The organism is Flavobacterium panacagri, from assembly GCF_030378165.1.
Lineage (GTDB): Bacteria > Bacteroidota > Bacteroidia > Flavobacteriales > Flavobacteriaceae > Flavobacterium > Flavobacterium panacagri.
Genome location: NZ_CP119766.1, coordinates 469,842 through 495,947, shown reverse-complemented (window position 1 = coordinate 495,947; position 26,106 = coordinate 469,842). Strand labels below are relative to the sequence as shown.

25 protein-coding genes and 1 pseudogene are annotated in these 26,106 nt (G+C 33.6%); 6 read left to right on the top strand and 20 right to left on the bottom strand.

All coding sequences use genetic code 11. From position 1 onward, the window contains the following. Nucleotides 1-66: 66 nt before the first annotated feature. From P2W65_RS02355 to gcvP, 4 genes are all read right to left on the bottom strand, one after another. Nucleotides 67-915, bottom strand: coding sequence for a glycosyltransferase family 2 protein (locus tag P2W65_RS02355; protein ID WP_289663306.1), 849 nt, complete (start codon nt 913-915; stop codon nt 67-69). 89 nt (nt 916-1,004) lie between these two features. Further along, nucleotides 1,005-1,529: a methyltransferase gene (locus tag P2W65_RS02350; protein ID WP_289666150.1), complete on the bottom strand. Its 525-nt coding sequence runs from the start codon at nt 1,527-1,529 to the stop codon at nt 1,005-1,007. 300 nt (nt 1,530-1,829) lie between these two features. Continuing rightward, the gene (locus tag P2W65_RS02345) at nt 1,830-2,888 is read right to left on the bottom strand and encodes a 3-oxoacyl-ACP synthase III family protein (protein WP_184165703.1); all 1,059 of its coding nucleotides are present in this window, start codon (nt 2,886-2,888) and stop codon (nt 1,830-1,832) included. A gap of 551 nt (nt 2,889-3,439) precedes the next feature. Then, nucleotides 3,440-6,289, bottom strand: coding sequence for an aminomethyl-transferring glycine dehydrogenase (gene gcvP / locus P2W65_RS02340; RefSeq protein WP_289663303.1), 2,850 nt, complete (start codon nt 6,287-6,289; stop codon nt 3,440-3,442). Nucleotides 6,290-6,512: 223 nt separating this feature from the next. Between gcvP and P2W65_RS02335 the strand changes: the two genes are divergently transcribed. After that, complete coding sequence (locus P2W65_RS02335) at nt 6,513-7,325, top strand: UbiA prenyltransferase family protein (protein WP_289663301.1); 813 nt, start codon at nt 6,513-6,515, stop codon at nt 7,323-7,325. Nucleotides 7,326-7,684: 359 nt separating this feature from the next. On the opposite strand, the gene P2W65_RS02330 is transcribed toward P2W65_RS02335, so the two are convergent. The 8 genes from P2W65_RS02330 to P2W65_RS02295 all read right to left on the bottom strand — a co-directional run bounded on the left by P2W65_RS02330 (nt 7,685) and on the right by P2W65_RS02295 (nt 13,017). Beyond that, on the bottom strand, nt 7,685-8,080 hold the full coding sequence (locus P2W65_RS02330) for a DUF1090 family protein (protein ID WP_289663299.1): 396 nt from the start codon (nt 8,078-8,080) through the stop codon (nt 7,685-7,687). A 67-nt stretch (nt 8,081-8,147) separates the two neighbouring features. Beyond that, on the bottom strand, nt 8,148-8,603 hold the full coding sequence (locus tag P2W65_RS02325; RefSeq protein WP_289663297.1) for an SRPBCC family protein: 456 nt from the start codon (nt 8,601-8,603) through the stop codon (nt 8,148-8,150). Nucleotides 8,604-8,743: 140 nt separating this feature from the next. Beyond that, nucleotides 8,744-9,652 carry a TIGR01777 family oxidoreductase gene (locus tag P2W65_RS02320; protein WP_289663295.1) on the bottom strand — a complete coding sequence of 303 codons (909 nt, stop codon included), beginning with the start codon at nt 9,650-9,652 and terminating at the stop codon, nt 8,744-8,746. A gap of 102 nt (nt 9,653-9,754) precedes the next feature. Then, nucleotides 9,755-10,573 (bottom strand): thiol-disulfide oxidoreductase DCC family protein, encoded by an 819-nt coding sequence (locus tag P2W65_RS02315; protein WP_289663293.1) that lies wholly within the window; start codon nt 10,571-10,573, stop codon nt 9,755-9,757. A gap of 11 nt (nt 10,574-10,584) precedes the next feature. Continuing rightward, nucleotides 10,585-10,971: a hypothetical protein gene (locus tag P2W65_RS02310; protein WP_289663291.1), complete on the bottom strand. Its 387-nt coding sequence runs from the start codon at nt 10,969-10,971 to the stop codon at nt 10,585-10,587. Nucleotides 10,972-11,357: 386 nt separating this feature from the next. After that, on the bottom strand, nt 11,358-12,095 hold the full coding sequence (locus P2W65_RS02305) for a YqjF family protein (protein ID WP_289663289.1): 738 nt from the start codon (nt 12,093-12,095) through the stop codon (nt 11,358-11,360). Next, nucleotides 12,092-12,445, bottom strand: coding sequence for a hypothetical protein (locus P2W65_RS02300; protein ID WP_289663287.1), 354 nt, complete (start codon nt 12,443-12,445; stop codon nt 12,092-12,094). Before P2W65_RS02300 ends, P2W65_RS02305 begins: the two co-directional genes overlap by 4 nt. Before the next feature lie 68 nt (nt 12,446-12,513). Then, a complete protein-coding gene (locus P2W65_RS02295) occupies nt 12,514-13,017 on the bottom strand; it encodes a GbsR/MarR family transcriptional regulator (protein ID WP_289663285.1) in 504 nt (167 codons plus the stop codon). A gap of 336 nt (nt 13,018-13,353) precedes the next feature. Between P2W65_RS02295 and P2W65_RS02290 the strand changes: the two genes are divergently transcribed. The 5 genes from P2W65_RS02290 to P2W65_RS02270 all read left to right on the top strand — a co-directional run bounded on the left by P2W65_RS02290 (nt 13,354) and on the right by P2W65_RS02270 (nt 17,631). After that, nucleotides 13,354-13,767: a DUF1842 domain-containing protein gene (locus P2W65_RS02290; RefSeq protein ID WP_289663283.1), complete on the top strand. Its 414-nt coding sequence runs from the start codon at nt 13,354-13,356 to the stop codon at nt 13,765-13,767. Between the two features lie 149 nt (nt 13,768-13,916). Continuing rightward, nucleotides 13,917-15,392, top strand: coding sequence for a hypothetical protein (locus P2W65_RS02285; RefSeq protein ID WP_289663281.1), 1,476 nt, complete (start codon nt 13,917-13,919; stop codon nt 15,390-15,392). Nucleotides 15,393-15,570: 178 nt separating this feature from the next. Further along, nucleotides 15,571-16,833 carry a cation:proton antiporter gene (locus P2W65_RS02280; protein WP_289663279.1) on the top strand — a complete coding sequence of 421 codons (1,263 nt, stop codon included), beginning with the start codon at nt 15,571-15,573 and terminating at the stop codon, nt 16,831-16,833. Nucleotides 16,834-17,045: 212 nt separating this feature from the next. After that, nucleotides 17,046-17,279: a type II toxin-antitoxin system HicA family toxin gene (locus P2W65_RS02275; RefSeq protein WP_289663277.1), complete on the top strand. Its 234-nt coding sequence runs from the start codon at nt 17,046-17,048 to the stop codon at nt 17,277-17,279. 1 nt (nt 17,280) lies between these two features. Further along, nucleotides 17,281-17,631: a type II toxin-antitoxin system HicB family antitoxin gene (locus P2W65_RS02270; RefSeq protein ID WP_289663275.1), complete on the top strand. Its 351-nt coding sequence runs from the start codon at nt 17,281-17,283 to the stop codon at nt 17,629-17,631. 32 nt (nt 17,632-17,663) lie between these two features. Here P2W65_RS02270 and P2W65_RS02265 read toward each other — a convergent pair whose 3' ends face one another. The 8 genes and pseudogenes from P2W65_RS02265 to P2W65_RS02230 all read right to left on the bottom strand — a co-directional run bounded on the left by P2W65_RS02265 (nt 17,664) and on the right by P2W65_RS02230 (nt 26,038). Further along, nucleotides 17,664-18,323 (bottom strand): SanA/YdcF family protein, encoded by a 660-nt coding sequence (locus P2W65_RS02265; RefSeq protein ID WP_289663273.1) that lies wholly within the window; start codon nt 18,321-18,323, stop codon nt 17,664-17,666. A 12-nt stretch (nt 18,324-18,335) separates the two neighbouring features. Further along, complete coding sequence (locus P2W65_RS02260) at nt 18,336-18,497, bottom strand: DUF8506 family protein (protein WP_289663271.1); 162 nt, start codon at nt 18,495-18,497, stop codon at nt 18,336-18,338. Continuing rightward, nucleotides 18,484-19,069, bottom strand: a pseudogene (locus P2W65_RS02255) (ATPase). The gene P2W65_RS02260 and the pseudogene P2W65_RS02255 overlap by 14 nt, the downstream one beginning before the upstream one ends. Before the next feature lie 30 nt (nt 19,070-19,099). Then, entirely contained in the window at nt 19,100-21,127 is a 2,028-nt protein-coding gene (locus P2W65_RS02250) for a M3 family metallopeptidase (RefSeq protein WP_289663269.1), read from the bottom strand. Nucleotides 21,128-21,228: 101 nt separating this feature from the next. Next, nucleotides 21,229-21,714 (bottom strand): 5-(carboxyamino)imidazole ribonucleotide mutase, encoded by a 486-nt coding sequence (gene purE, locus P2W65_RS02245; protein WP_289663267.1) that lies wholly within the window; start codon nt 21,712-21,714, stop codon nt 21,229-21,231. A gap of 354 nt (nt 21,715-22,068) precedes the next feature. Beyond that, nucleotides 22,069-23,220 (bottom strand): 5-(carboxyamino)imidazole ribonucleotide synthase, encoded by a 1,152-nt coding sequence (locus tag P2W65_RS02240; protein WP_289663265.1) that lies wholly within the window; start codon nt 23,218-23,220, stop codon nt 22,069-22,071. Nucleotides 23,221-23,371: 151 nt separating this feature from the next. After that, complete coding sequence (locus P2W65_RS02235) at nt 23,372-23,923, bottom strand: HEAT-like fold family protein (protein ID WP_289663263.1); 552 nt, start codon at nt 23,921-23,923, stop codon at nt 23,372-23,374. A gap of 24 nt (nt 23,924-23,947) precedes the next feature. After that, the gene (locus P2W65_RS02230; protein ID WP_289663261.1) at nt 23,948-26,038 is read right to left on the bottom strand and encodes a TonB-dependent receptor; all 2,091 of its coding nucleotides are present in this window, start codon (nt 26,036-26,038) and stop codon (nt 23,948-23,950) included. Nucleotides 26,039-26,106: the final 68 nt, after the last annotated feature.

The following is a 26,106-nucleotide window of genomic DNA, read 5'->3' as shown; positions in this document are numbered from 1 at the left end:
TGGCTAAGGTAAAAAGAAGTTATGAGTTATGGGGTATGAGTTCCCTTTTTTCGACTGTTTTGGCAATCAAATTAACTTTTGTTTCATTTTCTGCAAACGATAATTCCTAATAAACTTAGCTTGTTCTGGGGTTACTAATAAAGGCGTTTTGGCTCTTTTTGCTTTCATAAATCCTTTAATGTAATCTAAAAATAGAAATGGTTTTTTCTTCATCATGGCCAGTTTTGCAGAAGCAATGGCAGTAATCCAAAATCCATATCCTAAAGTATAAAAAGCTTCACCTTGTTTGTAGCGGGCTGTTTTGTTGTAATTGGCACCTGTTGGTTTTAGATGTTTTACATGTAAAGATTGGTCTGTAACTATTTTCCAGCCGTAATATTTACATAATAATTCATCTACCGTATCCCAACCCATTGCAGGTTTTAAACCGCCAATTTGTTGGAAAGTTTCTTTTCTGTACGCCTTTAAAGCGCCGCGAATATGATCTTTATCGGTTAGGTTTTCTAAAACCCATTCGCCGTTTTTATCGATATAGCAGAATCCGCCAACCATTCCGATTTTTAAATCAGATTCAAAATGTTTGATTATGGTTTCGAAATAGTTTGGAGGAAAAATTAAATCACCATCAATCTTTACAATAATATCATAATCCGAATCTAAAGTTTCAAAACCTTTCTGAAAAGCCTGAATCACTTTGCTTCCCGGTAAATGAATCGCATCTGAAGTTTTGTTGACAACAGAGATGTATGGATTTTCTTTTGCGAATCCTAAAACAACTTCTTCTGTTTTATCAGTTGAATTATCATTGACAACCACAACTTTTGAAGGCAAAACGGTTTGCGAAACCAGAGATTGTAAGGTTAAGCCAATTAAGTCTTGCTCGTTGTGTGCCGGAATGACGATATAGTATTTCATAAATTTTCAATTTAAAATCCCAACTTTTTAAAATTCCAAATTCCAATTAAAGCGAGTTCAATTGGAATTTGGAATTTTAGTATTGGAATTTATTTAATCTTTTCCGCTACAACAATATAATATCTTGGAGTAAAATATCTTAATAAAGGTCTAAGTCCAATTTTTTTTACTGGATGTGTAAATTGAAGACGATCCGTTATTTTCCATCCGGTTTTTTCTAAAAGCCAGTCTAATTGCCAGTCTTCAAACTCATGGTAATGTCTGTCCCACATATCTGTTTTAGAACGATATGCTGGAGAAAACCATAAACGTAACGGAATTGAAATTAACAATTTGTCACATTTTACGTTTTGTAAAATCGTGTACGGGTTTAGTAAATGTTCGAAAATTTCAAATGCTGTAAAAACAGTATAATCTTCTGTTTGTAGTGCCGTCTGATCGTTGTCTAAATCTTCGCCTTTAGTGTTTTTTACAGTATAACCGTTTTCTTCCATTATTTTAGAAAACGGATTTGGAACACCAAAATCAAAAATGGTTTCAGAGGTGCTAACGTGTTTTTTTAAAAACTCTAGGGTAAGTCTGAATCTCTTATTCGGAAACGTTTTTTCGTACATAGTCATTGCGAACGAATCTCTCGTTCATGAATTGTTAATTAGGTCGCAAATATACTAAAAAAGTATTCAGTGTTCAGTTTTTAGTATTCAGTTACGGTGCTAAGTTTTAAATGAATTTCTCGCAATCCCGATAGCTATCAGGAGCGAAGTCGCAAAGTTTTGATAAAAAAATAAACCATATAAGTAATATAAGTTCAATTAAGAGAAGACTTAATATTCTTATATTACTTATATGGTTTAAAAAACTTTGCGACTTCGCATCTTTGCGAGATTATTTCGCTTAAACTTATAAAGCTTTATTTAATATCGGTAAACAAAAGCATTAATATTCATTCCTGCTCCAACTGAAGCAAAAATAAGAACATCGCCTTTGTTGATTTCGTGGCCTTCCACTTTTCCTTGCAGAATTAAATCATACAAAGTAGGAACAGTTGCAACACTGCTGTTTCCTAAATCGTGTATGCTCATTGGCATAATGTCTTTAGGAGGAGTTTGTCCGTATAATTTGTAGAAACGTTCGATAATGGCTTCATCCATTTTTTCGTTTGCTTGATGAATAAGGATTTTTTTAACTTCATCGATTGCAATGCCGCTATTGTCCAAACAGCTTTTCATAGCGCACGGAACATTGCTTAACGCAAATTCGTAAATTTTACGTCCGTACATTTTAATGTATTTCGTATCCGGATCTAAATCTTTGTTGTATGATTTTCCGAAGAAAAGGAAACCAGCTTCATCCGTTGCGAAAGTAGCACTTTCATAAGCCAATAATCCGCTTTCGTCTGTTGAAGCTTCCAAGATTGAAGCACCGGCACCATCGGAGTAAATCATCGAATCGCGATCGTGATCATCAACAACTCTTGATAAAGTTTCGGCTCCAATGACCATTACTCTTTTTGCCATTCCGGATTTAATGAAAGCATTGGCTTGTAAAACACCTTCAATCCATCCTGGGCATCCAAAAATAATATCGTAAGCCACACACTTAGGATTTTTAATTCCTAATTTATTTTTAACACGTGTTGCTAAACTCGGTAAAATATCGGATTGAGTGGTTCCGGTTTTTACATCGCCAAAGTTATGTGCGATGATAATATAATCTAAAGTTTCAGCATCGATATTTGCATTGGCAATTGCTTTTTGTGCTGCAAAAAATGCTAAGTCAGATGCAGTTTGATCTTTTTCGGCATAACGACGGTTCTCGATTCCTGTAATGCCTTTAAACTTTTTAATAACGACTTCGTTCGGATAACCAAAAGGAGTTCCATCCTCATTTAAAAAAACATGTTTATCAAAATCTGTGTTTTTTACTTCTAGATTAGGAATATAGCTCCCAATACCAATAATTTTTATTTTCATTATTTCCCTTAAATTATCCGATAAATTTCATGCTAATGTATAAATAAAAAAATGATAACTATCATAAAAAATATTATGCATGCATATAATTATGGAATAACGATTTTTCAGTGAATATATTGTTTATTTTCTAATGATATTTTAATTTTTCCTAGATTTCAAACGATTGAAGCTAAGATGATGAGTAATTTTTTTTCAAGATGTTTTTTAATTTTCCAAAATAATTTCACAAAACATTGCCGGAAAGTTAAGTTTCTTTAAAGATAATTCGTTCTTTTATAACTTGACTGCGTGAGGGATAGGAATAAGCTACCGAAGTAGCATGGATAGCCTGACAGCATCCTGATAAAAGGGCGTATAAGCGCAAAGTACGTTTGCCCTTTTATCGGGATGGTGGCACGCCCAGATTATTTTTGTCTTAATTGTTTCAAGTTTCAGGTTTCAAGTTCCTGCATAACGTAAAACCTGAAACTTGAAACTTGAAACCAACAAATAACCCCGACAAGTTTTTAAAAACTGTCGGGGTTGAATATGTATAAGAAAACTAAATTTTAGCTTTCCATGTAAGCTTCGATTGGAGCACAGCTGCAAACTAAGTTTCTGTCACCATAAGCATCATCTACACGACGAACAGATGGCCAGAATTTATTGTCAGCGATGTAATCTAATGGGTAAGCTGCTGTTTCTCTTGAATAAGGAAAATCCCAAGAATCAGAAGTTAACATTGCTAATGTGTGAGGTGCATTTTTCAATACGTTGTTTTTATCATCAGCAGTTGCAGCTTCAATTTCTTTTCTGATTGAGATAAGAGCATCACAGAAACGGTCTAATTCAGCTAAATCTTCAGATTCTGTTGGCTCAATCATTAAAGTTCCAGCTACTGGAAAAGAAACTGTAGGAGCGTGGAAACCATAATCCATTAAACGTTTTGCGATATCACCAACTTCGATTCCGTTTTCTTTGAATGAACGGCAATCTAAAATCATTTCGTGAGCCGCTCTTCCACATTCTCCAGTATAAAGAATTGGGTAGTGTCCTTCGAAACGTGCTTTCATGTAGTTCGCATTCAAAATAGCATGTTCTGTAGCGCTTTTTAGTCCTTCAGCCCCCATCATAGTGATGTAACCGTAAGAAATTAAACATACTAAAGCAGATCCGTAAGGTGCAGATGAAATAGCTGTAATTGCTTGCTCACCACCAACGTTTAAGATTGGGTTTGTTGGCAAGAACGGAACTAATTTTTCGTTCACACAAATTGGTCCAACTCCAGGTCCACCACCACCGTGAGGAATAGCAAATGTTTTGTGTAAGTTTAAGTGACAAACGTCAGCACCAATTGTAGCCGGATTTGTTAATCCAACTTGCGCGTTCATGTTTGCACCGTCCATATATACTAATCCGCCGTTTTCGTGAATTAATTTTGTGATTTCAATAATTGAAGATTCGAAAACTCCGTGAGTAGAAGGATAAGTAACCATTAAACAAGATAAATCATCTTTATGTTCAATTGCTTTTTCTCTTAAATCTTCTACGTCAATATTTCCTTCCGGAGTTGTTTTAGTAACAATGATTTTCATTCCGGCCATCGCTGCAGAAGCAGGATTTGTTCCGTGAGCCGATGAAGGAATTAAACACACATTACGGTGACCTTCGTTTCTTGACATGTGGTAAGCACGAATCGCCATTAAACCTGCATATTCTCCTTGCGCTCCAGAGTTTGGCTGTAATGTTGTTCCAGCAAATCCAGTAATTACATTTAATTGTTGCTCTAATTTTTTTAGCATTGTAATATAACCTTCCGCTTGTTCCACTGGTGCAAATGGGTGAATGCTATTCCAGTTTGGCATAGAAAGAGGCAACATTTCAGAAGCTGCGTTTAATTTCATTGTACAAGAACCTAATGAAATCATTGAGTGATTCAATGATAAATCTTTACGCTCTAATTTTTTGATGTAACGCATCAACTGACTTTCTGAATGATGGTTGTTGAAAACATCATGCGTTAAGAAAGAAGATGTTCTTTCTAATGAAGCTGGTAATTGGCTTGCAGAAGTTAATTCAGAAACCGTAACAGTTTCTTTTCCTAAAGCTTCAGCAAAAATCGCAACGATTTGGTTGATGTCTGCAACAGAAGTTGTTTCGTTTAATGAAATCGAAACCGAATCAGCATCAGGGTAGAAGAAGTTTACTTTGTTTTTCTCCGCAGCTGCTTTTACTTTTTGAGCATCAGCTTTTACTAAAATAGTATCAAAGTAAGCCGTGTTGGTTTGGTAAACTCCTAATTTATTTAAAGCTTCAGCAGTAGTAACTGCAGAGGCGTGAACTTTGTTTGCAATGTATTTTAATCCTTTTGGTCCATGGTAAACGGCGTACATTCCAGCCATAACTGCCAATAAAACCTGGGCAGTACAAATATTTGAAGTCGCTTTTTCACGTTTAATGTGTTGCTCACGAGTTCCTAAAGCCATACGTAAAGCACGGTTTCCGTTAACATCAATCGAAACTCCGATGATACGACCTGGCATAGATCGTTTGTATTCGTCTTTAGTTGCAAAATAGGCAGCGTGAGGACCACCGTAACCGATTGGCACACCAAAACGCTGTGTTGTTCCAACTACTACAGCAGCTCCCATTTCTCCTGGAGAAGTTAAAGTCGCTAATGATAAAATATCAGCGGCAAAGGCAACTTTGATTTCGTTTTCTTTTGCTTTAGCAACAAAAGCACTGTAATCGTTTACTTGACCGTATTTTCCTGGATATTGTAAAATCGCTCCGAAGAATTCATTTGAAAAATCAAATGTTTCATGGTTTCCAACAACCAATTCAATTCCGATTGGAGTTGAACGCGTTTGTAAAACCGATAAAGTCTGAGGTAAAATTTCTTCAGAAACGAAGAATTTGTGTGTATTGTTTTTCTTTTGATCTCTCGTACGAACATCAAATAATAAAGCCATAGCTTCTGCAGCAGCAGTACCTTCGTCTAGTAAAGATGCATTGGCAATTTCCATTCCTGTTAATTCGATAACAGTAGTTTGGAAATTCAAGATTGCTTCCAAACGACCTTGAGCAATTTCTGCTTGATAAGGCGTGTAAGCTGTGTACCATCCCGGGTTTTCGAAGATATTTCTCTGAATTGGAGCCGGAACGATAGTTGGGTGATAACCCAAACCAATGTATGATTTAAATGTTTTGTTTTTCTTTCCTAAGTCGCGAATATGATTTGCAAATTCGAATTCTGTCATTGCAGGATCCAAATTCAAAGGCGCTTTTAAACGAATATCGTCCGGAAGGGTTTCATAAACAAGTTGTTCAATCGATTCAACACCAATGGTTTGTAACATGTGTTGAAGATCTGTTTCTCTTGGACCAATGTGTCTTAAAGCAAAAGCATCTGTTTTCATTTGTAGCAGTCTATTTTTTAAAGATCAAAAGTAATTTGCCGGGTGTTTTATTTGACGTAATCTCATGCTACACAAGGTTTATTACATTTTAAAGTAAATGTGTTGTTTTTTTGTGGCGCAAAATTAAGTATTATTAATAATTTAATGGGTATTTTTAACTTCAATTTTTGTCAATTTTCTAACTAAAGAGTTGATTTGTTACCAATTGATTAGATTTAGGGATATGAAACTTCTAAAACAAATATTCAATTTTTATTTAAACAGCAGTATTCACGTGGCTTTATCGTGTTATGCTTTAGTCCGAATAACGTTTCATGTGTTTCATATTCAGTACGATGAGCCAATGACACTATTTGTTTTTTTTGGAACAATTGTAGGATATAATTTCGTAAAATATGATGCATTGGTTCGTGTAAAGAAAAATCCAATCGGTACACAATTAAAAATTATAGCTGTTTTGAGTTTCATTTCGGTAATTTTGGTTGGCTATTATTTTTTCCATTTAAAGCGGATTACCCAAATTGTCTCTGTCGTAATTTTTCTGATTACTGCACTTTATACTTTACCATTTTTTCCAAACCGAAGAAATGCCCGAAATTGGGCTGGCGTAAAAATCTATATTGTGGCACTTTGCTGGGTTGGTGCCACTTTGGTTTTACCTTTAATAAATGCCGAAATTCCGTTTACAACAGATTTCTTTATCAAATGCATTCAGCGTTTCGTTTTAGTTTTTGTGCTGATTTTAGTTTTCGAAATCATCGATTTAGCCAATGACGATCCGCATCTGCAAACCGTTCCGCAGACAATTGGCGTTAAGAAAACCAAACTTTTAGGATTTCTACTGTTGATTCCGTTTTGGTTTTTAGAAGTTTTTATTTCAACATTCAATTATCATGATGCGATTATAAATCTTATCATGGTCGTCATGCTGATGTTATTTATCTTTTTTGCAAGTCCCAATCGCTCCAAATATTACACTTCCTTTTGGGTCGAAAGTGTACCAATATTTTGGTGGCTGATGATCGTTTTTCTTTAAAAATATTCTGGGCGTGCCCCCGATTTGATAAGTGGGCAAAATGCTTTACGGTTATTCGCCCACTTATCAAATCGGGGTCGGGCTATCCGCGCTACTTCGGTAGCCAGCTCCTATCCCTCACGCAAAACGTAAAACGAGGAAATTCATTTTCAAAAGAGAATTTTATTAATTATTAAATTTTGAATTGCCTCCAGCTTTAGCTGGAGGTAAAAGAAGTCTTTAATAAGGGCTTTAGCCAAATGACAAAGTTCGGCTAAAGCCAATAATATTTAATCCTTAATTCACCTCCAGTTAAAACTGGAGGCAAGTTGATTTTGTTTTTTTATCTGCTCAATCTATTGAATCTGCGAGAGAAAAAATCATTTCGCTTTCTGTTCAGCCAAAGCTTTATTCAAATCAGCTTTCGCTTCATTTAGTTTTTTCCTTTTCTTGTCGATTTTTTCTTTGCTTTCCTTGTCTTTAATCGCTTCATTCAAATCAGCAGTTCTTTCGTTGACTTTTTGTTGTTTCTCTTTTACCTTTTTGTCAAGATCTTTATTGACTGTTTTAGTAGTGCAGTTTTTCTTGGTTTGTGCAATAGCCTCTTCAACACCCTTTATCTGATTTTGATTTCCAGCTTTTTTTGCAGTAGCTAATTTCGCATTCAATTCACAAAGCTTTCTTTCACATCCTTTTAGAGTAGCACAATTGCTTTGAGAAAAACCAATAAAAGAAAGGGAAAATAAAACTACAGTTAAGATCGTTTTTAATTTCATAAGTATATTTTTTTATTTGTAATCAATTCGTTTTAAGAATGATACTTATAAAATTAAGCAATTTATCTTAAATGAGTTTTTCCGAAACGGTTTTCAAAACCTTATTTCTTTCCAAAAGAAAATTAGTAAGATGCTTTTCTAAAAATAAAATATCAAAAAGTTCTCCAAATATTCCAAACGGAGTTTCATATTGCAACTTGTCTTTCATAATGGTAAAGCCATTTTCTTCTTCAAAAAAATGTTCATGTTTAAAGGTTTTGAATTTGCCTTTTTCCATTTCATCCACAAAATAATCGTAGAGATTCATTACGGGAATTCGGCTTTTGTGTGTGATATAGAAACCGAAATGTTTACCACGCCAAGTTACCGTTTCATTTAAATTGATTAAACCAGAGGTTACGCCCGCAATTGCCTTTTCTTTTGAAGGACTTGCCGATTGCTGATGAATATCGATATTTCTTGAAGCGTCAAAAACAATTTGTTTTGGTGCTTTTATTTTGGTTGTGAGGTTTATGGTTGTCATGATTTTCTTGTTTTGTGCGTTGTTTTGTCAGTTCGACGAAGGAGAAATCACACTAGAAACTCCACAATCAAAATCGTCAATCTTTGTCGATTCTCTAGTGTGATCCCTCGTTCCTCGGGATGACAAAAATGCGTGCAGTTTCAGTGCAATAAATCTTTAAAAGCCTCATCAATTTTCCCAAATTTAAATCGAAACCCATTTTCCAAAAGTCGTTTCGGAACTACGTTTCGACTTTTCAAAACCAATTCCGTTTCTGTTCGAATAAAAAAAGAACCAATTTCAAGAAAGAATTTGCTCAACGGAATTCCAAAAGGAAAACTAACAGCTTTTCGAAGTTTTTCCATAAAATCAGCATTTCGAATTGGATTAGGAGAAACAATATTGATAACACCAGTCATTTCTTTTTCAATAATAAAATCAACTGCATTCGCAAAATCTTCTTCATGAATCCAGCTCACAAACTGATTGCCTTTTCCTTGTTTTCCTCCAAAACCCATTTTAGCCAAAGTCTTTAACGGCATAAAAGCGCCTCCGTTTTTTCCTAAAACAATAGAAGTCCGTAAAGCCGTTTTCATTGTCTTTGAAGTTTCGGTTTTAAAGAATGCTTTTTCCCAAGAAAGTGCCACATTTATAGAAAAATCATTTCCGATTTCGCCATCAACTTCATCCATTTGTTTGTCAAGAGAAAATCTATAGATTGTTGCGGTTGAAGAATTCAACCAATGTTTCGGCGGATTTTTGCAATTCAAAACCGCTTTGTTCAGTATTTTTGTACTGTCAATTCTAGACCAAAGAATTTCTTTTTTATTTTCTTTCGTATAACGACAATCCACAGATTTTCCTGCGAGATTAATTAAAACTGTTGCGTTTTCTAATTCCTTTTCCCAACCAGTAAAAGTTCTGGCATTCCAGTTTACATATTTTATTCCGTCAATTATTTGAGATTTCCCACGGGTCAGAATTACAATCTCTTCAAATTTATTTTTGAAATGATTAACTAAAACTTGTCCTAAAAATCCAGTTCCAGATGCTATTATAAGTTTGCTCATTGGTGTGTGTGTTTATAGCCACGAATTGCACAAATTTTCACGAATTAATATTTAGCAAAACACTAGAAAAATTAGTGGGAATTAGTGCAATTCGTGGCAACTTTAATTTAAAATTAAAATCAAAGCAAGAATTCGATAAAGAATCCAAGTGAAAGATAAGTAAAAAGGAAGTTTCAAAATTTTTACTCTTCTAAAATGTTCCAGAAACATAATAAAAACTGTTACTCCAAACCAACCTAAAACAATCATATTTGGAAGCGGAACAAATCTGTTTAAAATCAAAATCGGACTTAAAATTAAACTCCCCATCAAAGAAACGGTCATTAAATTTCCTGCGTAATTCAGAATCGTTTGTTTGTCCAGTTTTAAAAGAAATAAACTTTGAAAAACAATTTGCCCAATAGCTAAAATGATTTCTCTTGTAATACTACTTTTCGGCAAATTCGGAATTAAATTAGAATATCCAAAAAGAATAAAAGTAGTTATGGTTAATGCAAATCCGATAAACAGAAATCGGTATTTGTAATTGAAATCTGGAATACATTGTAATTTATTTTCCTCTTTCACATTTCCTGGAATAATTACTTTTCGGTTATAAGAAACAAAAGAGTACATTTTTTTCAGGATAAAATAAATGGGTTTTAGCGTTGCAATTTTTTCAATCAAAGGAAAAGAAAATCCAATAACTTTTATCAAACTGTCAATTCCGTAAATAACGGTTTTGGTTTTATTATCGACCAATGCAATTTCGTTTGGAGCACGTTTCAAATCCACAAAATTTTGTTCTTCTGCAGATAATTGGCAATACGATTTTCTTCCGTTTTCATCCAGCATACCGCTTTTTACAAATCCAGTCGTGTACAAACTGCAAAGCGGACAATCTTCATCATAAAGTAAGGTTTGGTTTTCTAAAGTTTTCATGATTTTTTAGTTTAAGCTTTAAAAACAATACGTTCTTCTATTTGAGCTTCTTTGGCTTTTCTTTTTCCTCTAAAAAAGAAATATAAATTAAAGAACAGCATGATGCCCAGATAAATAGAAAATCCACCAATTTTATAACTCAATTTTTCAATTAATTCCTGATAACTGTTCTCGTATAAATTAAGTTGTAAAATCATTAGGGCAAAACCAACATTCAAGAGATAAAATCCAGTTTCAAAAAGTTTGTTGGTTGCTTCGGCGATTTCTTCTCGACCTTTGAAAATATCAAGCATAAAGATTTTTCCATTTTTAAAGAGTGTTTTAGAAACGTAATAGGTTAGAAATAAAGCAACTGGTAAATAGATTCCGTAACCGATTAAGATTTTTGTAGTTTCCATGATATTTAAATTTAGTTGTTATTTGATTAATTTTTGAATGTATTTAGTTATAATTAAAATGTTGAGATAATGCAGAATTGAAATAATAAAAATGATGACAGCTGTTTTTATGCAGATTATTTCAATTAGTTGCGATGAGGAAAGGATTTTTTGCCAGGAGATCAATGTCATAGCACAATAACCAATATTTAAGAGATAATATGCCAAAAGCAAAATCTGATTGATTTTTTGACAGATGTCTGCATGGTTCGGGATCAATTCTGCAACGTAAATATTTCCGTTCTTATAGCAGATTTTTCCAACTTTTAGAATAATGAAAATTGTTATGCTGAGGTAAATAAAATACCCAATGATATTAAGATTCATAATTTTCCAGTTTATAAGTTCTAATACATTTCTTCCAAAACTGTTTTCAATTGAAGTTTTCTTTTATTCTTCACTGTAATTTTTGATCCTTTAGCCAGAAAAACAGAAGTTGGTTTTTGGTTTTGAAGAAATCCAAAATCGCTTCCATAATTTTTTTCGAAATCAATATCAATTCGATGATTTAAAACTTCCAATTGTTCCCATCTTGGATGTGTCACTTCATATTCAAAAGAGGTTTCTTCATCAATTTTGGTATATCCGAAATAATGTTCTGTAATAAACTCAGCTTCAGAATCAATTTCAATTTCTGTTGGAATTTTTTTAGTTTCTAGTTCGATGGTATTCCACTCTTTATCATCTTTCCATTGATAAATGAAAGTGTTGGTCTCTTCATTTTCATGAATTTTATGTCTCATTTTCTGAGTTTCATAATGTTCCTGATACAAAGTATTCGCAATAAAAGTGATGGCTTTTTTGGGAACAATTTCTTTAACGAAAACCACTCCGCGTTTCCATTCTCCGTTTTCAAAACGTTTTACATAAAATCGCAGATTCACTTCTTCAAAATCAACATGAAACGGAACTTTCAATCCCAAAACTTTGGTGTTTTTAAACATAAAACCAACCAGACTGACATAACATTTGTTGTTCCAGATATCAATCTCAGTTCCAACAGGAAGATATTTTTCTAATAGTTTAGCCTCAACTTCATAATTGAAAAGGGCTAAGTTTTTCCATTCTGCTTTTAAGAAGTTCATTGGTGTGCTTTTTTATAGATTATTACTGAAAGATATAGTGCGAGAAAAGTTGGCATTCCGAATATGAAGTATTTTTTGAAGAAATAATCTGGTAAAAATGGATTAATGAAAAGGAGGATTAGAATATAAAACACTACTCCGTAAGTGTACATTTGTAGATTTTTATCATTTGGTTCATCCTTTAGCATATTTCCTCCAATTGTCATTTGAAATACTCCTGTCAAAATACTGAAAAGCATCCCAGATGCTGTGTAGCCAGAAAATGCAGTATTAGTATCTAAGAATCCAATGAAGAATAACCAAGCTGGTATTCCAACAAAAAAATAATTGAGATAATTTATTGCTTTCATAGTTACTGATTGTTTTAAACTTTCAGAAAAAAATGAAAGTTTGATTTAAATTTTTTTGATTTGAAGATTTACTTCATCATTTTCATGAACAGTTTTCCAAGCCAGTTATCATTAAATTCAGTCATTTTGTCCAGCATATTATCTGCTTTCAAAACGAAATCATACAATTTGGAAGTTTGGTCTACAAAGTGTTTTTCTTCTGCTGAATCTTTAGCTTCAATAGTCGAAACTTCTTTTAAGATTTTCAGCGTTGGTTTGATTTCTCTTTTGCTTCTCTCTCTGGAAATTTTAACTGCTAGTTCATCCAAATCTTTTTCAGCCGTGAAAAATTCTTTTCTTTCTCCAGCTTTAAATTCTTTGTAAACAATTCCCCAGTCCATTAAACCTCTTAAGTTCATGCTCGCATTTCCGCGGGAAATCTGCAATTCTTCCATAATGTCTTCCATAGAAACAGGTTCGTTCGAGACCATTAATAAAGCGTGAATCTGTGCCATCGTTTTATTAATTCCCCATTGAGAACCTAATGCTCCCCAAGTCTGTACAAACTTATTTTTTGCTTCTTTGAATTCCATGAGTCAAATGTAAGTAAAAGTTTTTAAACTTTCAAAAATAATTGAAAGTTATTTTTAATGATGGAATTTTCTTAAAATCAGGTATTTATACTCGTTTGTTTTTCTTACAGACTTCTTTACTTTGTTCAAGTCAAAAAAAGAACATCTCATTTCATTTTATTTTACGCCTACTTATAGAATATATTTTTTGACTTAGAATAGGAGCCAAAAGCTATTATTTATGAATGATTGCTGAGGTGTTTTTAATTGACAAAAAAAGGTGGAGCAGATCCCACTAGAAAAAACGAGGCGGTACCGAAAAGCCTTACGAGTAGGAAAACCTAAATCGAAAAAATTATGTCAGATTTATTAGCGGGTGCTTATTTAGCAAAAGGCACAATTGGAAATGTTGGAACACCAGGAGCTCCACTTGCAACATTTAGTTTAGTAGTTGTACCATCACAACATTCCGTTTCTGGTACAGTAGTGATTACTCAGGCAATACAAGGGCCAGATAGTCATATTGTTATACCTGTAACAGGAAAAATATACTCTACAGGATTAGGAAACTACACACAGGTAGTAAGCTTAAAGGGGCAATATGTTCATTCTGTTCCTCCTCCTGGAATTGGTTCTTTTTTAGCAGATTTCGATGCCAATTTAGCTATTGATAATGCATGGAACGGGACGGGTGGTTTTTCATATTACCAACATAATATCGAAAATGTACCTGTTAAGGCTGCAAAGAATTTACAAACAGAGTTGGTATAAATAAAGACCCCAAAGTTTAAACAACTCAAAAGAATGAAAGATTAGGATTAAATATATTCCTAATTTAATCACAGTTTTGGATTAAAGGGTCGTCTGGTTTAGACGGCCTTTTTTTGTTACCCTTTACCAAAAAAATAAATCACAAGAAAATGAAAAGAAAAACGATTATAACTACAGCTGTTGTTCTTGCTGCAGCGGCCGGTTCTCTATTTTTTCTAAATAAAGAAAAGATATTGGGAAAAGAAGGCTCTTATGCTGATAATGCAGCCACGGTTTGTGAGTGTGAAGCAAAATGGTTCCCACACGAACAGACCCCGGCTCCCGAAGAAGGTGATGGGAGTCCTTTTGACACTAAAAGTACAACGAATTGTATTTTTCATCAATGGTCATGGCAGAAATTTTTATGGCTGACAAAACCATTAGCAAACGGAAATCCGTTGTTTTTAGATTCGTTAGATGTTGTTACCCCTGAAATGGAACATGTTAGTCCGCAATTAGGGCTGAAATTAGTTTTAAGTTCAATTAATCAGGCTGGGCCAGCAGGGGTTTTGGTTTCTAATCCAAAAGTAGTTCTTGGAAAAACGGCAGGTGATACAGTATTTTATTCTATTCACGTAAATAAAATATTGATGGATAAAGCGCTTATCGCAGCATCTGAAATTAACAGTGGAAAAATACCATATTCTAATTTAGAAACATTTCCGGTTGGTTCGCTTGAACTAAAAGTATCCTGGATTAGCACAGCTGCAATTCCAAAAGAAAAACAAGGAGATTATTTTATTACTAAAGCAGCAGTCCAAAATAAAAGTGGACAATATGTAGAAAAGTCTGTAGCATTGCTGGGTATGCATGTTGTTGGAGTTGTAAAGAATCATCCTGAATTTATCTGGGCAACTTTTGAGCATAAAGATATGGCACCAGTTTACGATTGGAAAAATAACTCAGTAACAGCAAAAGAAGAAAAGCTGTTTTATGAAAGCGGAAAAACATCTGGTTTATCTGGTATTACTTGGGACAGAACCAATAAAAGGCCACTTACACCTAATAAGGCCTTTGTTCTTTATGAATATGGAGTGCCAAAAGTTTTAGGTACAAATGCATACATGGCAACAAGTCAATCAGAGCCTATCAATTTTAATAATATTGATTTTATAAATAAATGTGTAGCTTCAAAATTAAAGGATGTTTTCAAAAATTATTTTTATAATGGGTCAGTTTGGTTAGACACTGATGGGTTGTCTCCTGAAGATCAGGCTAAAATAATTGTAAAAAAGCAGATTTCAAGTGTACTTCCGGATTCATTGGCAAGAGGTTCTTCGAATTTAGCTAACATTACAATGGAAACCTACACGCAGACTTTTAAAGATAGTATTCATAAAATTAATGCAGGTAATCTGGTAAACTGTTTTACGTGTCATCAATCTCAAAACTTTGATAAGTCACGAGGTATTGGGAAATCTCCTTTGTATCTAAGTCATATATTTGAGTCTTATTTATATACTACAAAACCTAAAGTTCTAACAGGTAAAAACGTAAATAATGAAAATCTTAAAACAAAACTGATCGAAGAAACGGAAGTACTTAAACTGAAACAGTTTGATGAATTTGTTCGTGATAATAAATAATTACATTTTGAGTATTAAAGGCGTATTATAATGTTTTAAAGTAAAAAGCCGGAGTTATTTACTTCGGCTTTTTCAATTAGTTCAATGGTTATTTAACAAATTATAAAGTTATGTTAATTCAAACCTTTAAATTTTCGATTAAATAATGATACAGCTATTTTTGTAAAAATCACATTTTATGGAATTATACTACACCTTTTCAATACTTATCGTATTGGCTTCTTTCTTCGCCTATTTAAATTTAAGATTTTTAAAACTTCCGGGAACGATCGGAATTATGATTATTGCCATGCTGGTTTCAGTTGGAATTCGTCTTTTAGGAGATTCTTATTTTCCTGCAACAACCAAGCATTTTTTTGATTTAATCAAACAATTTGATTTCAACGAAATCCTAATGGGAGCAATGTTGAATTTCCTTTTATTTGCTGGAGCTTTGCACGTAAATATGGCTGATCTGAAAGAACAAAAAGTGCCTATTATGATTTATTCGACGGTAAGTGTTGTTTTATCAGCCTTGATAATCTCGATGCTTCTTTTTTATATCGCACCACTTTTAGGAATAAAAATACCTTATATATTTTGTTTAGTTTTTGGAACTCTAATTTCTCCAACTGATCCAATCGTTGTTTTGGGAGTTTTAAAAGAAGCGAAAGTTCCAAAAAGAATTGAAACCAAAATTGTTGGTGAGTCACTTTTTAATGATGGAGTAGCAGTAGTAATGTTTGCCGTTGTTCTAAAAATGGCAACCGATCCAACATTTGATGCGACTTTTAGCTCAATCTCTTTGCTGTTTATAGAAGAAGGAATTGGCGGACTTTTATTAGGGGCGGTTTTCGGATTTACGGCTTCAAAAGTGATGAAGAAGATTGATGACTATAAGGTTTCGGTTTTAATCACGCTTTCTATCGTAACAGGAGGATTTTTAGTGGCTCAGGCGTTGCATGTTTCTAGTCCGCTTGCGATGGTTGTTGCGGGATTGATTATTGGAAATTATGGTAAAAAAGTGGCCATGAGTGAAGTGACCAAAGATTATTTAGGTAAATTCTGGGAACTTATCGATGAGATCTTAAATGCTGTTTTATTCTTGTTTATTGGTTTCGAATTGTTATTACTTCCAGATTTGAACAAACAATTGCTGACAGGTTTTGTAGCGATTTTTATCGTCCTTTTTTCAAGACTGACATCAATAGTTTTACCATGGAAATTCTTCGACATATTTAAGTTTTTCGGAATTAGATCGGCTTATAACAAAGGTTCATTAATGGTCTTGGTTTGGGGCGGAATTCGTGGTGGAGTTTCTATTGCATTAGTACTTTCTATGCCAGAAAGCGAATACAAAAACCTGCTATTGGAGGTAACTTACATTGTAGTTTTATTTTCTATTGTGGTTCAAGGATTAACGGTTGGAAAATTGGCTAACAGAGTTTTGGAGAAAGAGTAAAGAGAATAGAACAAAGAGAATAGAACAAAGAGTAAAGATTTTTTTTAAAGATTGGCATGAATTCTTGCTGGTCTTTTTTATTTGTCTCTAATTACATTATTAAAAATATTAATTAAATTAAATGATTTTTTCTGTTTTTATATCTTGCTTTTAATTTGTGACTATATTTTAGTTGCAAATTAAATATTAATGATAAATTTGTATGAGTAAGATTGATAAACTTATCGAAAATATTAAAATCAAAACCAAAAGATTTTTCTTGGGATGAAATGCTTAAAGTTTTAAAACGTTTTGGTTACGAACAAATCTCACAAGAAAAAACTGGTGGTTCAAGAAGAAAATTTGTGAATAAAAATAAGCAAATTATAAGTTTACATGAACCACAGCCTCTGAAAGTTTTGAAAGGATATCAGCTTGATATTATTATTGAACATTTAGAATTGTAAGATGAAAAACTATTTAGAATATAACGGTTATATTGGCACATTAGAATTTTCTGCAGAGGATAAAATATTCTTTGGGAAAATTCATGGAATAAATGACTTAGTAACCTTTGAAGGTTCTTCGGTTACGGAATTAGAAGAATCTTTTCAAGAAGCGGTTGAGGATTATTTAGAAACCTGTAAATTATTGAATAAAGCTCCAGATAAAACTTATAAAGGATCTTTTAATGTGAGAGTTTCGCAGGAGTTACATAAAAAAATAGCACTGTTAGCAACAAAAAAAGGCCTAAACTTAAATGAAGTGGTAAAAGAGGCTTTGTCTTATGTTGTAAAACATGAAGAAGTCTTAAATTGAAAAACCCGAAACATTTTGTTTCGGGTTTTTCGTTAGCGTTTATCTTCTTTAGAAAAGTTAGATTCTCCATTTATATCGATTTGAGTTCCTAAAAAACGAGGTTCCCTGTTTCTTAAAATATCAAAAAAAGCTTTAAAGACAGAAATATATTCTCGGAAACAAACATAATTATATCCTAAATATTCTCCTTGATTTGCAGAATATCCAGATGATTTAATTCCTAATTTCTGCCCAATATAAATCGCTCGGTTCAAATGATATTTCTGAGAAATTAAAGTGGCTTTTCTAATTTTGAAAATATGTTTTGCGCGATACATTGTCGAGTAAGTATCAAAACCAGCATAATCAATAAATATTTTGGTTGTATCTACTCCGTGATTGTAACAGTAATTTTTCATCACAGTTAATTCATCGTATTCATCACGTCCGTTATCTCCCGAAAGTAAAATTTTATTGATGCGTTTTGCTTTCCAAAGCATAATTCCGGCATCCAAGCGATCTTTTAAATATTTGCTTGGCTGATTTCCGTTAATTCCTGCACCAAAAATAATCCCAACATCATTCTTAGGGAATTTTTTAATGGAATAATAAATCTTGCTTTTAGTGGATGATTTTACATAATAATTTACGGCAACAATCGAAATCAATCCAATAATGGCAAAATACAAGGCTATTTTAAAGTATTTTTTCAATTTTGATATACATTAGTCTTTAATATCAACTGCGTTTATAGTTTGAATTTTTCCATCCGCATAAACTACAATCTTTCCATTGATTTTCTTTTTGTTTTCAATCATTTTTTTTGAAGATACTTTTAGACCTTCAACAATTTTATGCTGTAATTCTTTGACCTTATCTTTTGTCATATCTTAAATTATTTATTTCATTGAATAAGCTTTCATCTATAATTTGAATCTTTTCGTTAATTTCTTTTTCAACGATAAGTATTGGTAATTTATTTGAATTATCAAATAACATTACATTGTCACAATTATTCAGATAGATATCAAAGAAATTTTGAATTCCTCGGATGTATCTTCGCTCAATAACATCTTCAGGGATATTATGACCTCCTTCACTTACTCTGACTTTTACTCTTTGCTTTGCTAATTCAACAGAGTTTAACCAAAAGAAAATTAGTGTTACAAAATAACCTTCATTTCGAGCTTTTTTACAATTGAAAGATAACTTTTTGCAGATAGAGTGGTTTCAAAAGCAAAATCTACTTCTTTTTGAAGTAGCTCATCAATTCGGTTTAGCATTATTCTTCCAGCTTCAAAGCTTACTTTTTCTGGCTGAAAAGGAGATAAGCCTTGGCGATTTCATCAGCATTTACGAATTCTTTACAATCTAATATTTCAGGCAGAATTGTATATGAAGCTGTTGTTTTTCCAGCTCCATTACAACCTGCAATAATATATAGATTTTTCTCTTTCAATAGTTTAAATAATAAACAAATATATAAATATTAAAGTAATCCCGCTCTCTTCAGCAAAGCTTCAGGTTTTGGTTCTTGTCCTCTAAAGCGTTTGTACAAAATCATCGGATGTTCTGTTCCTCCTTTTGAAAGTACATTGTCTTTGAATTTCTTCGCAATTTCCTCATTAAAAATTCCATTTTCATGGAAATATTCAAAAGCATCGGCATCCAAAACTTCCGCCCATTTGTAGCTGTAATATCCAGAAGAATATCCACCTTGGAATATATGAGAGAATGCTGTACTCATCGCGTTTTCTTTTACGTCAGGATACAATTGCGTATTGGCAAATTGTTCTGTTTCGAAAGCTTTTAAGTCGGTAATATTTGTTGGATCTTGTCCGTGCCAAGCCATATCTAAAAGTCCGAAACTTAATTGACGCAAAGTCGCCAAACCTTCCTGAAAACTTGCACTTTCTTTAATTTTCTGCACATATTCAATCGGAATAATTTCTCCCGTTTCATAATGATTTGCAAACAAAGCCAAAGCTTCCGGCTCGTAACACCAATTCTCCATAATCTGACTTGGCAATTCTACGAAATCCCAATAAACAGAAGTTCCTGATAAACTTGGATAAACTGTGTTTGCCAGCATTCCGTGCAACCCGTGCCCAAATTCATGGAATAAAGTTGTTACTTCATTAAAAGTCAATAACGAAGGTTTTGTTTCTGTTGGTTTTGTAAAATTACAAACGTTAGAAATATGTGGTCTTTCGTTTACACCGTCTTTTACATATTGTGATTTGAATGAAGTCATCCAAGCGCCGTTTCTTTTTCCTTTTCTAGGGAAGAAATCAGCATAGAAAATCGAAACCAAATTGTTTTCAGCATCTCTAACTTCATAAGTCGTAACTTCTTCGTGGTATTTATCGATATCAAAAACTTCCGTAAAAGTTAAACCGTATAATTTTTTGGCAACTGTAAAAGCGCCGTCTAAAACTTTTTCTAACTGAAAGTAGGGTTTCAGTTTTTCATCGTCTAAATTAAAAAGCTGTTGTTTTAATTTCTCAGAATAATAAGCGCCATCCCATTTTTCTAGTTTTTCGATTCCGTCCAATTCTTTTGCAAAAGCAGTTAATTCTGCAAATTCTTTTTGAGCCGCAGGTTTTGCTTTTGCTAATAAATCATTTAGGAAAGAGAAGACTTTCTCAGGACTTTCGGCCATTCTTTCTTCCAAAACAAAGTGAGCATGAGTTTTGTATCCTAACAAATTAGCTCTTTCATGACGAAGTTTGGCAATTTTCAGAACGTTTTCTTCATTGTTGAATTCGTTTTTCTGAAAACCTTTTGCACCAAAAGCAATTGCCATTTTTTTACGCAATTCACGATTATCAGCATAAGTCAAAAACGGAACATAACTTGGATAGTCTAAAGTAAAAATCCAGCCTTCTTTTTCTTGATTTTTGGCTAATAATCTTGCCGCTTCGATTGTGCCTTCCGGTAAACCAGCTAAATCTTTTTCATCAGTTAAATGCAATTCGAAGTTGTTGGTTTCAGCCAAAACATTTTCGCCAAACTGTAAACTCAATTTTGATAATTCCTTGTCGATTTCTCTTAATTGATTTTTCTTGTCTTCTGGTAGATTAGCTCCGTTTCTAGAAAAGCTTTTGTATTTTTTATCCAATAAAGTCGTTTGTTCTGGGTTGAGGTTTAAACTTTCTTTCTGATCGTAAACCGCTTTTACTCGTGCAAATAAATCGGCATTCAAACGAATATCATTTCCAAATTCGGAGAGCCAAGGTGAAACTTCCTGAGCAATTTTCTGCATTTCGTCATTCGTTTCAGCCGAATTCAAATTGAAGAAAACACTCGAAAGACGATCCAAAATATCGCCCGAATAATCCATTGCGACGATTGTATTTTCAAAAGTCGGTACTTCCGGATTATTTATAATCGCATCAATTTCGGCTTTCGCCAAAGCAATTCCGTCCTGAAATGCCGGAACGTAATCTTCGATTTTTATTTGCGAAAAAGGCGCTGTGTTATGTTTGGTGTTGAAATATTGTGTTAATACGCTCATAGTAGAGTTTTTTAAAAGTAGTCAGTGGTCAGTTTTTTAGTATTCAGTTCTCATAAAGAAAGCGACTGAACACTAAAAAAACTGACCACTGATCACTAAATTTATTTATTAAGACTTTCAGCGGCTTTATTAACCGCTGCTTTCAATTCTTCTTTATAAGAAATAATAGTATCTAAAACTTTTTTGTCGTGGCTTCCGATGATTTGTGCCGCTAAAATTCCAGCATTTTTTGCTCCGTTTAAAGCTACAGTTGCAACAGGAACTCCGCCCGGCATTTGTAGAATCGATAATACCGAATCCCAGCCATCAATAGAATTGCTTGATTTTACAGGAACTCCAATTACAGGAAGCGGCGACATTGAAGCCACCATTCCAGGTAAATGTGCAGCACCGCCAGCACCGGCAATAATTACCGAAATACCGCGATTGTGCGCGTTTTTGCTGAAATCGAATAATTTCTCCGGCGTTCTGTGTGCCGAAACAATATCTACTTCAACTTCTACATTAAATTGTTTTAATATGTCGATTGCATCCTGCATAACTGGCATGTCTGAGATGCTTCCCATTATAATAGCTACTTTACTCATTTGTTTTTTTGTTTCAGGTTTAAAGTTTCAAGTTTTGTCGTGACTGAAAACTGTTTTTATGTTTTTTGCTTATGATCTTAATTTAAGCAGAATTGTATAAATCAGAAATAAAACGAAAATTATTAATACTAAGGAACATACGAAAAGAATTGTAAATAGAATGAAACTTTTTATTCTTTCACCCTTATATTCGTATTTATCTGTAAATCTTTCAAAATGAGTTTTAAACAAATTAGATTTGTCGTCTAAATTCAAAAGATTCATTAATATTTCTACAAAATAATCCATTAAGGCTGATAAATTCGTTTTTTTCTCAAAGTTTGTCAAATGCGAGAGAAAATTGACCACTAAAAATTACTGACCACTGATCACTCTAATAGTATTCTTCACTTCCTGTGCAATTCTTCTGGCTTCAGCCATATCTTCATTTACGATTGTCACGTGACCCATTTTTCTGAAAGGGCGTGTTTGTTTTTTGCCGTAAATATGTGGCGTAACTCCGTTCCATCCTAAAATGGTTTCGATGTTTTCATACACTACATTTCCAGAATGACCTTCGGCACCTACTAAATTGACCATAATTCCGGCTACTTTACTGTCTGTGTTTCCTAATGGAAGATCTAAAATAGCACGTAAATGATTTTCGAATTGTGAAGTATAACTTGCTTCGATAGAATAATGACCAGAATTGTGTGGGCGAGGAGCAACTTCGTTAACCAAAATTTCGTCGTCCTGAGTCTGGAACATTTCAACGGCTAAAAGACCAACATGATTGAAGTTTTCTGAAACCTGCAAAGCAATTGCTCTGGCTTTTTCAGCTACTTTATCATCAATTCTTGCTGGGCAGATTACGTATTCTACTTGGTTGGCTTCTGGGTGAAATTCCATTTCGACAACCGGATATGTTTTCATTTCTCCAGATGGATTTCTAACTACAATTACCGCCAATTCGTTTTTGAACGGAACCATAGTTTCTGCAATACATTCTACATTTGGCAAAGTATCTAAATCGGATACCTGACGAACTATTTTTACTCCGTTTCCGTCATAACCAAATTCGGTGCATTTCCACACAAATGGTAATTTTAGATCGTTGATTTTAGATTTTAGATTTTCTAAATTTTCAAATCTTTCGAAAGGTGCGGTTGGGATATTATTTTTAGCGTAAAATTCTTTTTGAACGCCTTTATTCTGAATTCCTTTTAAGGTTTTTGGAGAAGGATATATTTTTAAACCTTCGTTTTCCAATTGCGTTAAAGCTTCAAGATTTACCAATTCGATTTCAAAAGTCAAAACATCGACTTGTTTCCCGAAATTGTAAACGGTTTCATAATCCATTAAATCGCCTTGAAAAAACTTGTTGCAGGCAATTTTACTCGGTGCTTCGTCGCTTGGATCCAGAACGTAAGTTTGTATGTCAAATTTTCTGGTGTCAAACAAAAGCATTTTACCTAATTGTCCGCCACCTAATATTCCTAATTTAAAATCAGAAGAAAAATAATTCATTTTGAGTTGTGTTTTTGCAAAGATACTTTTTAATCTTTTTTCAACCAAAATTTCGTTTTGTACTAGTTTTTTCCGCCACGAATTCACGAATTATATTTTTAAACGAAAAGTGAAAGAAAAAATTCGTGAATTCGTGGCTATCAAAAAAAAGCTATTTTATTTTTTTCAAAACTTCTTTGGCAACGGCTTTGTAGGCAGGGGAATGGTCTCCGAAATCTTTATCGATTATGACTTTGAGTTCGGGATGAATCCAGTCGTAATAATTTCCTAGAATATATAAGGTTCTTATGGAATACGCTTTTGTGGCAACTTTGGTATCGTTAATCAGCCAGTCGAAAGAGGCTTCGATGCAATCTTGTAGATTTTCTTCAGAAAGCTGAATCCCGTTTTCGTTTTTCTTGTAATGCGATTTTACCAAAAGCTGAACCACCTTGGCAATCGGACGCATGGAACTTTCATCTTTTAAAACTTTCAGATTCGAACAGAAAAAGTCAAGATGAGGTTGAAGCCAATGCAATTCTTCGTAAGAGACAAATTCTAAAATCCAGCAGGCTTTATGATTGTTTTTGTCTTGGGGCGAAAAGCAAATCGAAACCAACTCACTAAAAAGTGAAGGGTTTTCTAAAACGTCCTGTGCCGTTTTGAGACGATTTTCTCTGTAAGCATTGACGTAATCCAGTTTTTTCTGCAATTCGGAAAGCATTGTTTTGTGGAATTAAATACTGTGCTAAAATACATAATTTAATGAGATAATTCCGTAATAATTTATTGGTAATCCTGGGTAGTAAAATCTTGGTTGTGCATTTCCAACGGCAGTTGCATTGGTCAAAATCATGGAAGCGTATTTTTCGTTCATGACATTATTTATGCCTGCGTCGAAATGAGCTTTTAAACCAGATAGAATTTCAAATTGGTAACCGGTTTTTAAATTCAGAAGTGAATAAGAATCGGAATAATCTGCATTTGAATCGTTCATTGGGATTTTATCGGTAAATTGGAAATCGGCAGTAAAATAAAATCCAGAATTTGTGTTTAAAGTAAAACCTGCGCTTGCTGTATTGGCTGGAACTCCCGTTAATTTGTTTCCAGAATAATCATTTCCGTTATCGACAAATTCTTTGAATTCATAATTTCCGATTGAAGCGCCAACATAAGAATTTAGAGTAAAAATTCGATTAATCGGCCAATTGTGATTTAAGGAAATCTCAATTCCTTCATGAAAAGTTTTCCCGGCATTTACACCTTCATATTGATCGTCGCCGATTCTTTTGGCAACCAATAAATCTTTAATTTCCATTCGGTAAATAGCAATTTCGGTGTAGAGTTTTCTATTGAAAAAGTGCAGTTTTCCGCCCAATTCAAAATTATAACCTGTTTCGGGTTTAATATCAGAATTGATGTTTCCTGTTGAAGTTAAAGTTTCTTCGGTAGCGGGAAGAGAAAATCCTCGACTTACAGAAAAGTAAAAGGTTCGAACTTCATTTGGTTTATAAAGAAAAGAAAGCTGTGGCGAAAAAATCCCGTCATAACTATATTTCTCCTTCAGATTATTCGCGGAAGCGGGAAAATCATTCTGCAATTCAAATTTAGTTTTGTTGTAATTTAAACCTGCCTGAATCTCAAAATGTTCTGAAAGCAAAGTCCTGATTTGAGAAAAAATGTTGTAAAAATCTCTTTTTTGATCGGTTGCGGTAAGTTGATTGCCTTGCAAACTTCCGTTTCCATTATTTTGCTGATATAAGTTTTGAAAAGTATTTCCACTATAATTATCTCTGAAATATTCCAGACCTGCAATAAACTGATTTTTGATTTTTCCGATATTAAAATCTCCCGAAAATTGAGTTCTCGCACCTGATGCAAAAGTATATTGACGCAAAATATCAAAAGGACGCGGTTCGTTGCTGTCTTTATAATTGATAAAAACAGAAGTTGAATTGTTTAAATTATCGTTTATTTTAAAATCATAAGCCAATCCGCCCAAAGTCGATTTGTATTCTTTGAATCCTTTTGAAGCAACCCAAGTCGGCGCGCCTGCCTGTGGATTATTTTCGAAAGTGGTTTTATTGATTGAACTCGGAATGTATGCTTTTAAATAAGTGTAATTGGAAAAGTACGTCAACTTGCTGTTTTTCTTTCGGAACAATTCACCGCCGAGCGTAATTCCTTCCCGATTGTAAGCGCTGTTTTCGCGCCAGCCATCGGTTTTTAAATTGTGATAACTCAGATTGAAAGAAGCGCTTTTTTCGTTCCAATTAAAACCGACTCTGTTTTTCAATAATCCAAAAGATCCAAAAACAGAACTGACTTCCGCTTGATAATTTCCTTTATTAAATGTTTCGGGCGAAATCAAAATCGCTCCACCCAAACCCGCTCCGTAAATACTCGAAAGTGGCCCTTTGATTACTTCAACCTGATTGATGTTTTGAAGATCAATATCATCAATTACCGTTTCGCTGTTTCCAGATGTCAGTGGAATATTACCATAAAAAGCCCTGATTTTATTGGTTCCGTATGGCGTTCTGGCGCCAATTCCGCGAATCGAAATTCGGGTTGTGGTAATATTCGACGATTGCATAAAAACACCGGGAATCGTGTTAATGACATTACTTATGTCTGTGGTATTATTTCGAAGTAATTCTTTTTCAGATAAAACACCAATCGAAGCAGGACTATTCTGTAAATCCCGATTAATGTGAAGCGGACTTATTAAAACTTCGTTCAGTTTTTGAGTTTTGACAGAATCAATATTTTCTTGTGCTGAAATGTTTTTAGAAACAAAAAAAATCAAAAGAAAAAGAAAACATTTGAGGAAAGACATAAATGAGCAGAGTTAAAAGTGCGGTTTTATTTTAACACATAGAAACATAGTATTGATTGAGGCAAAAA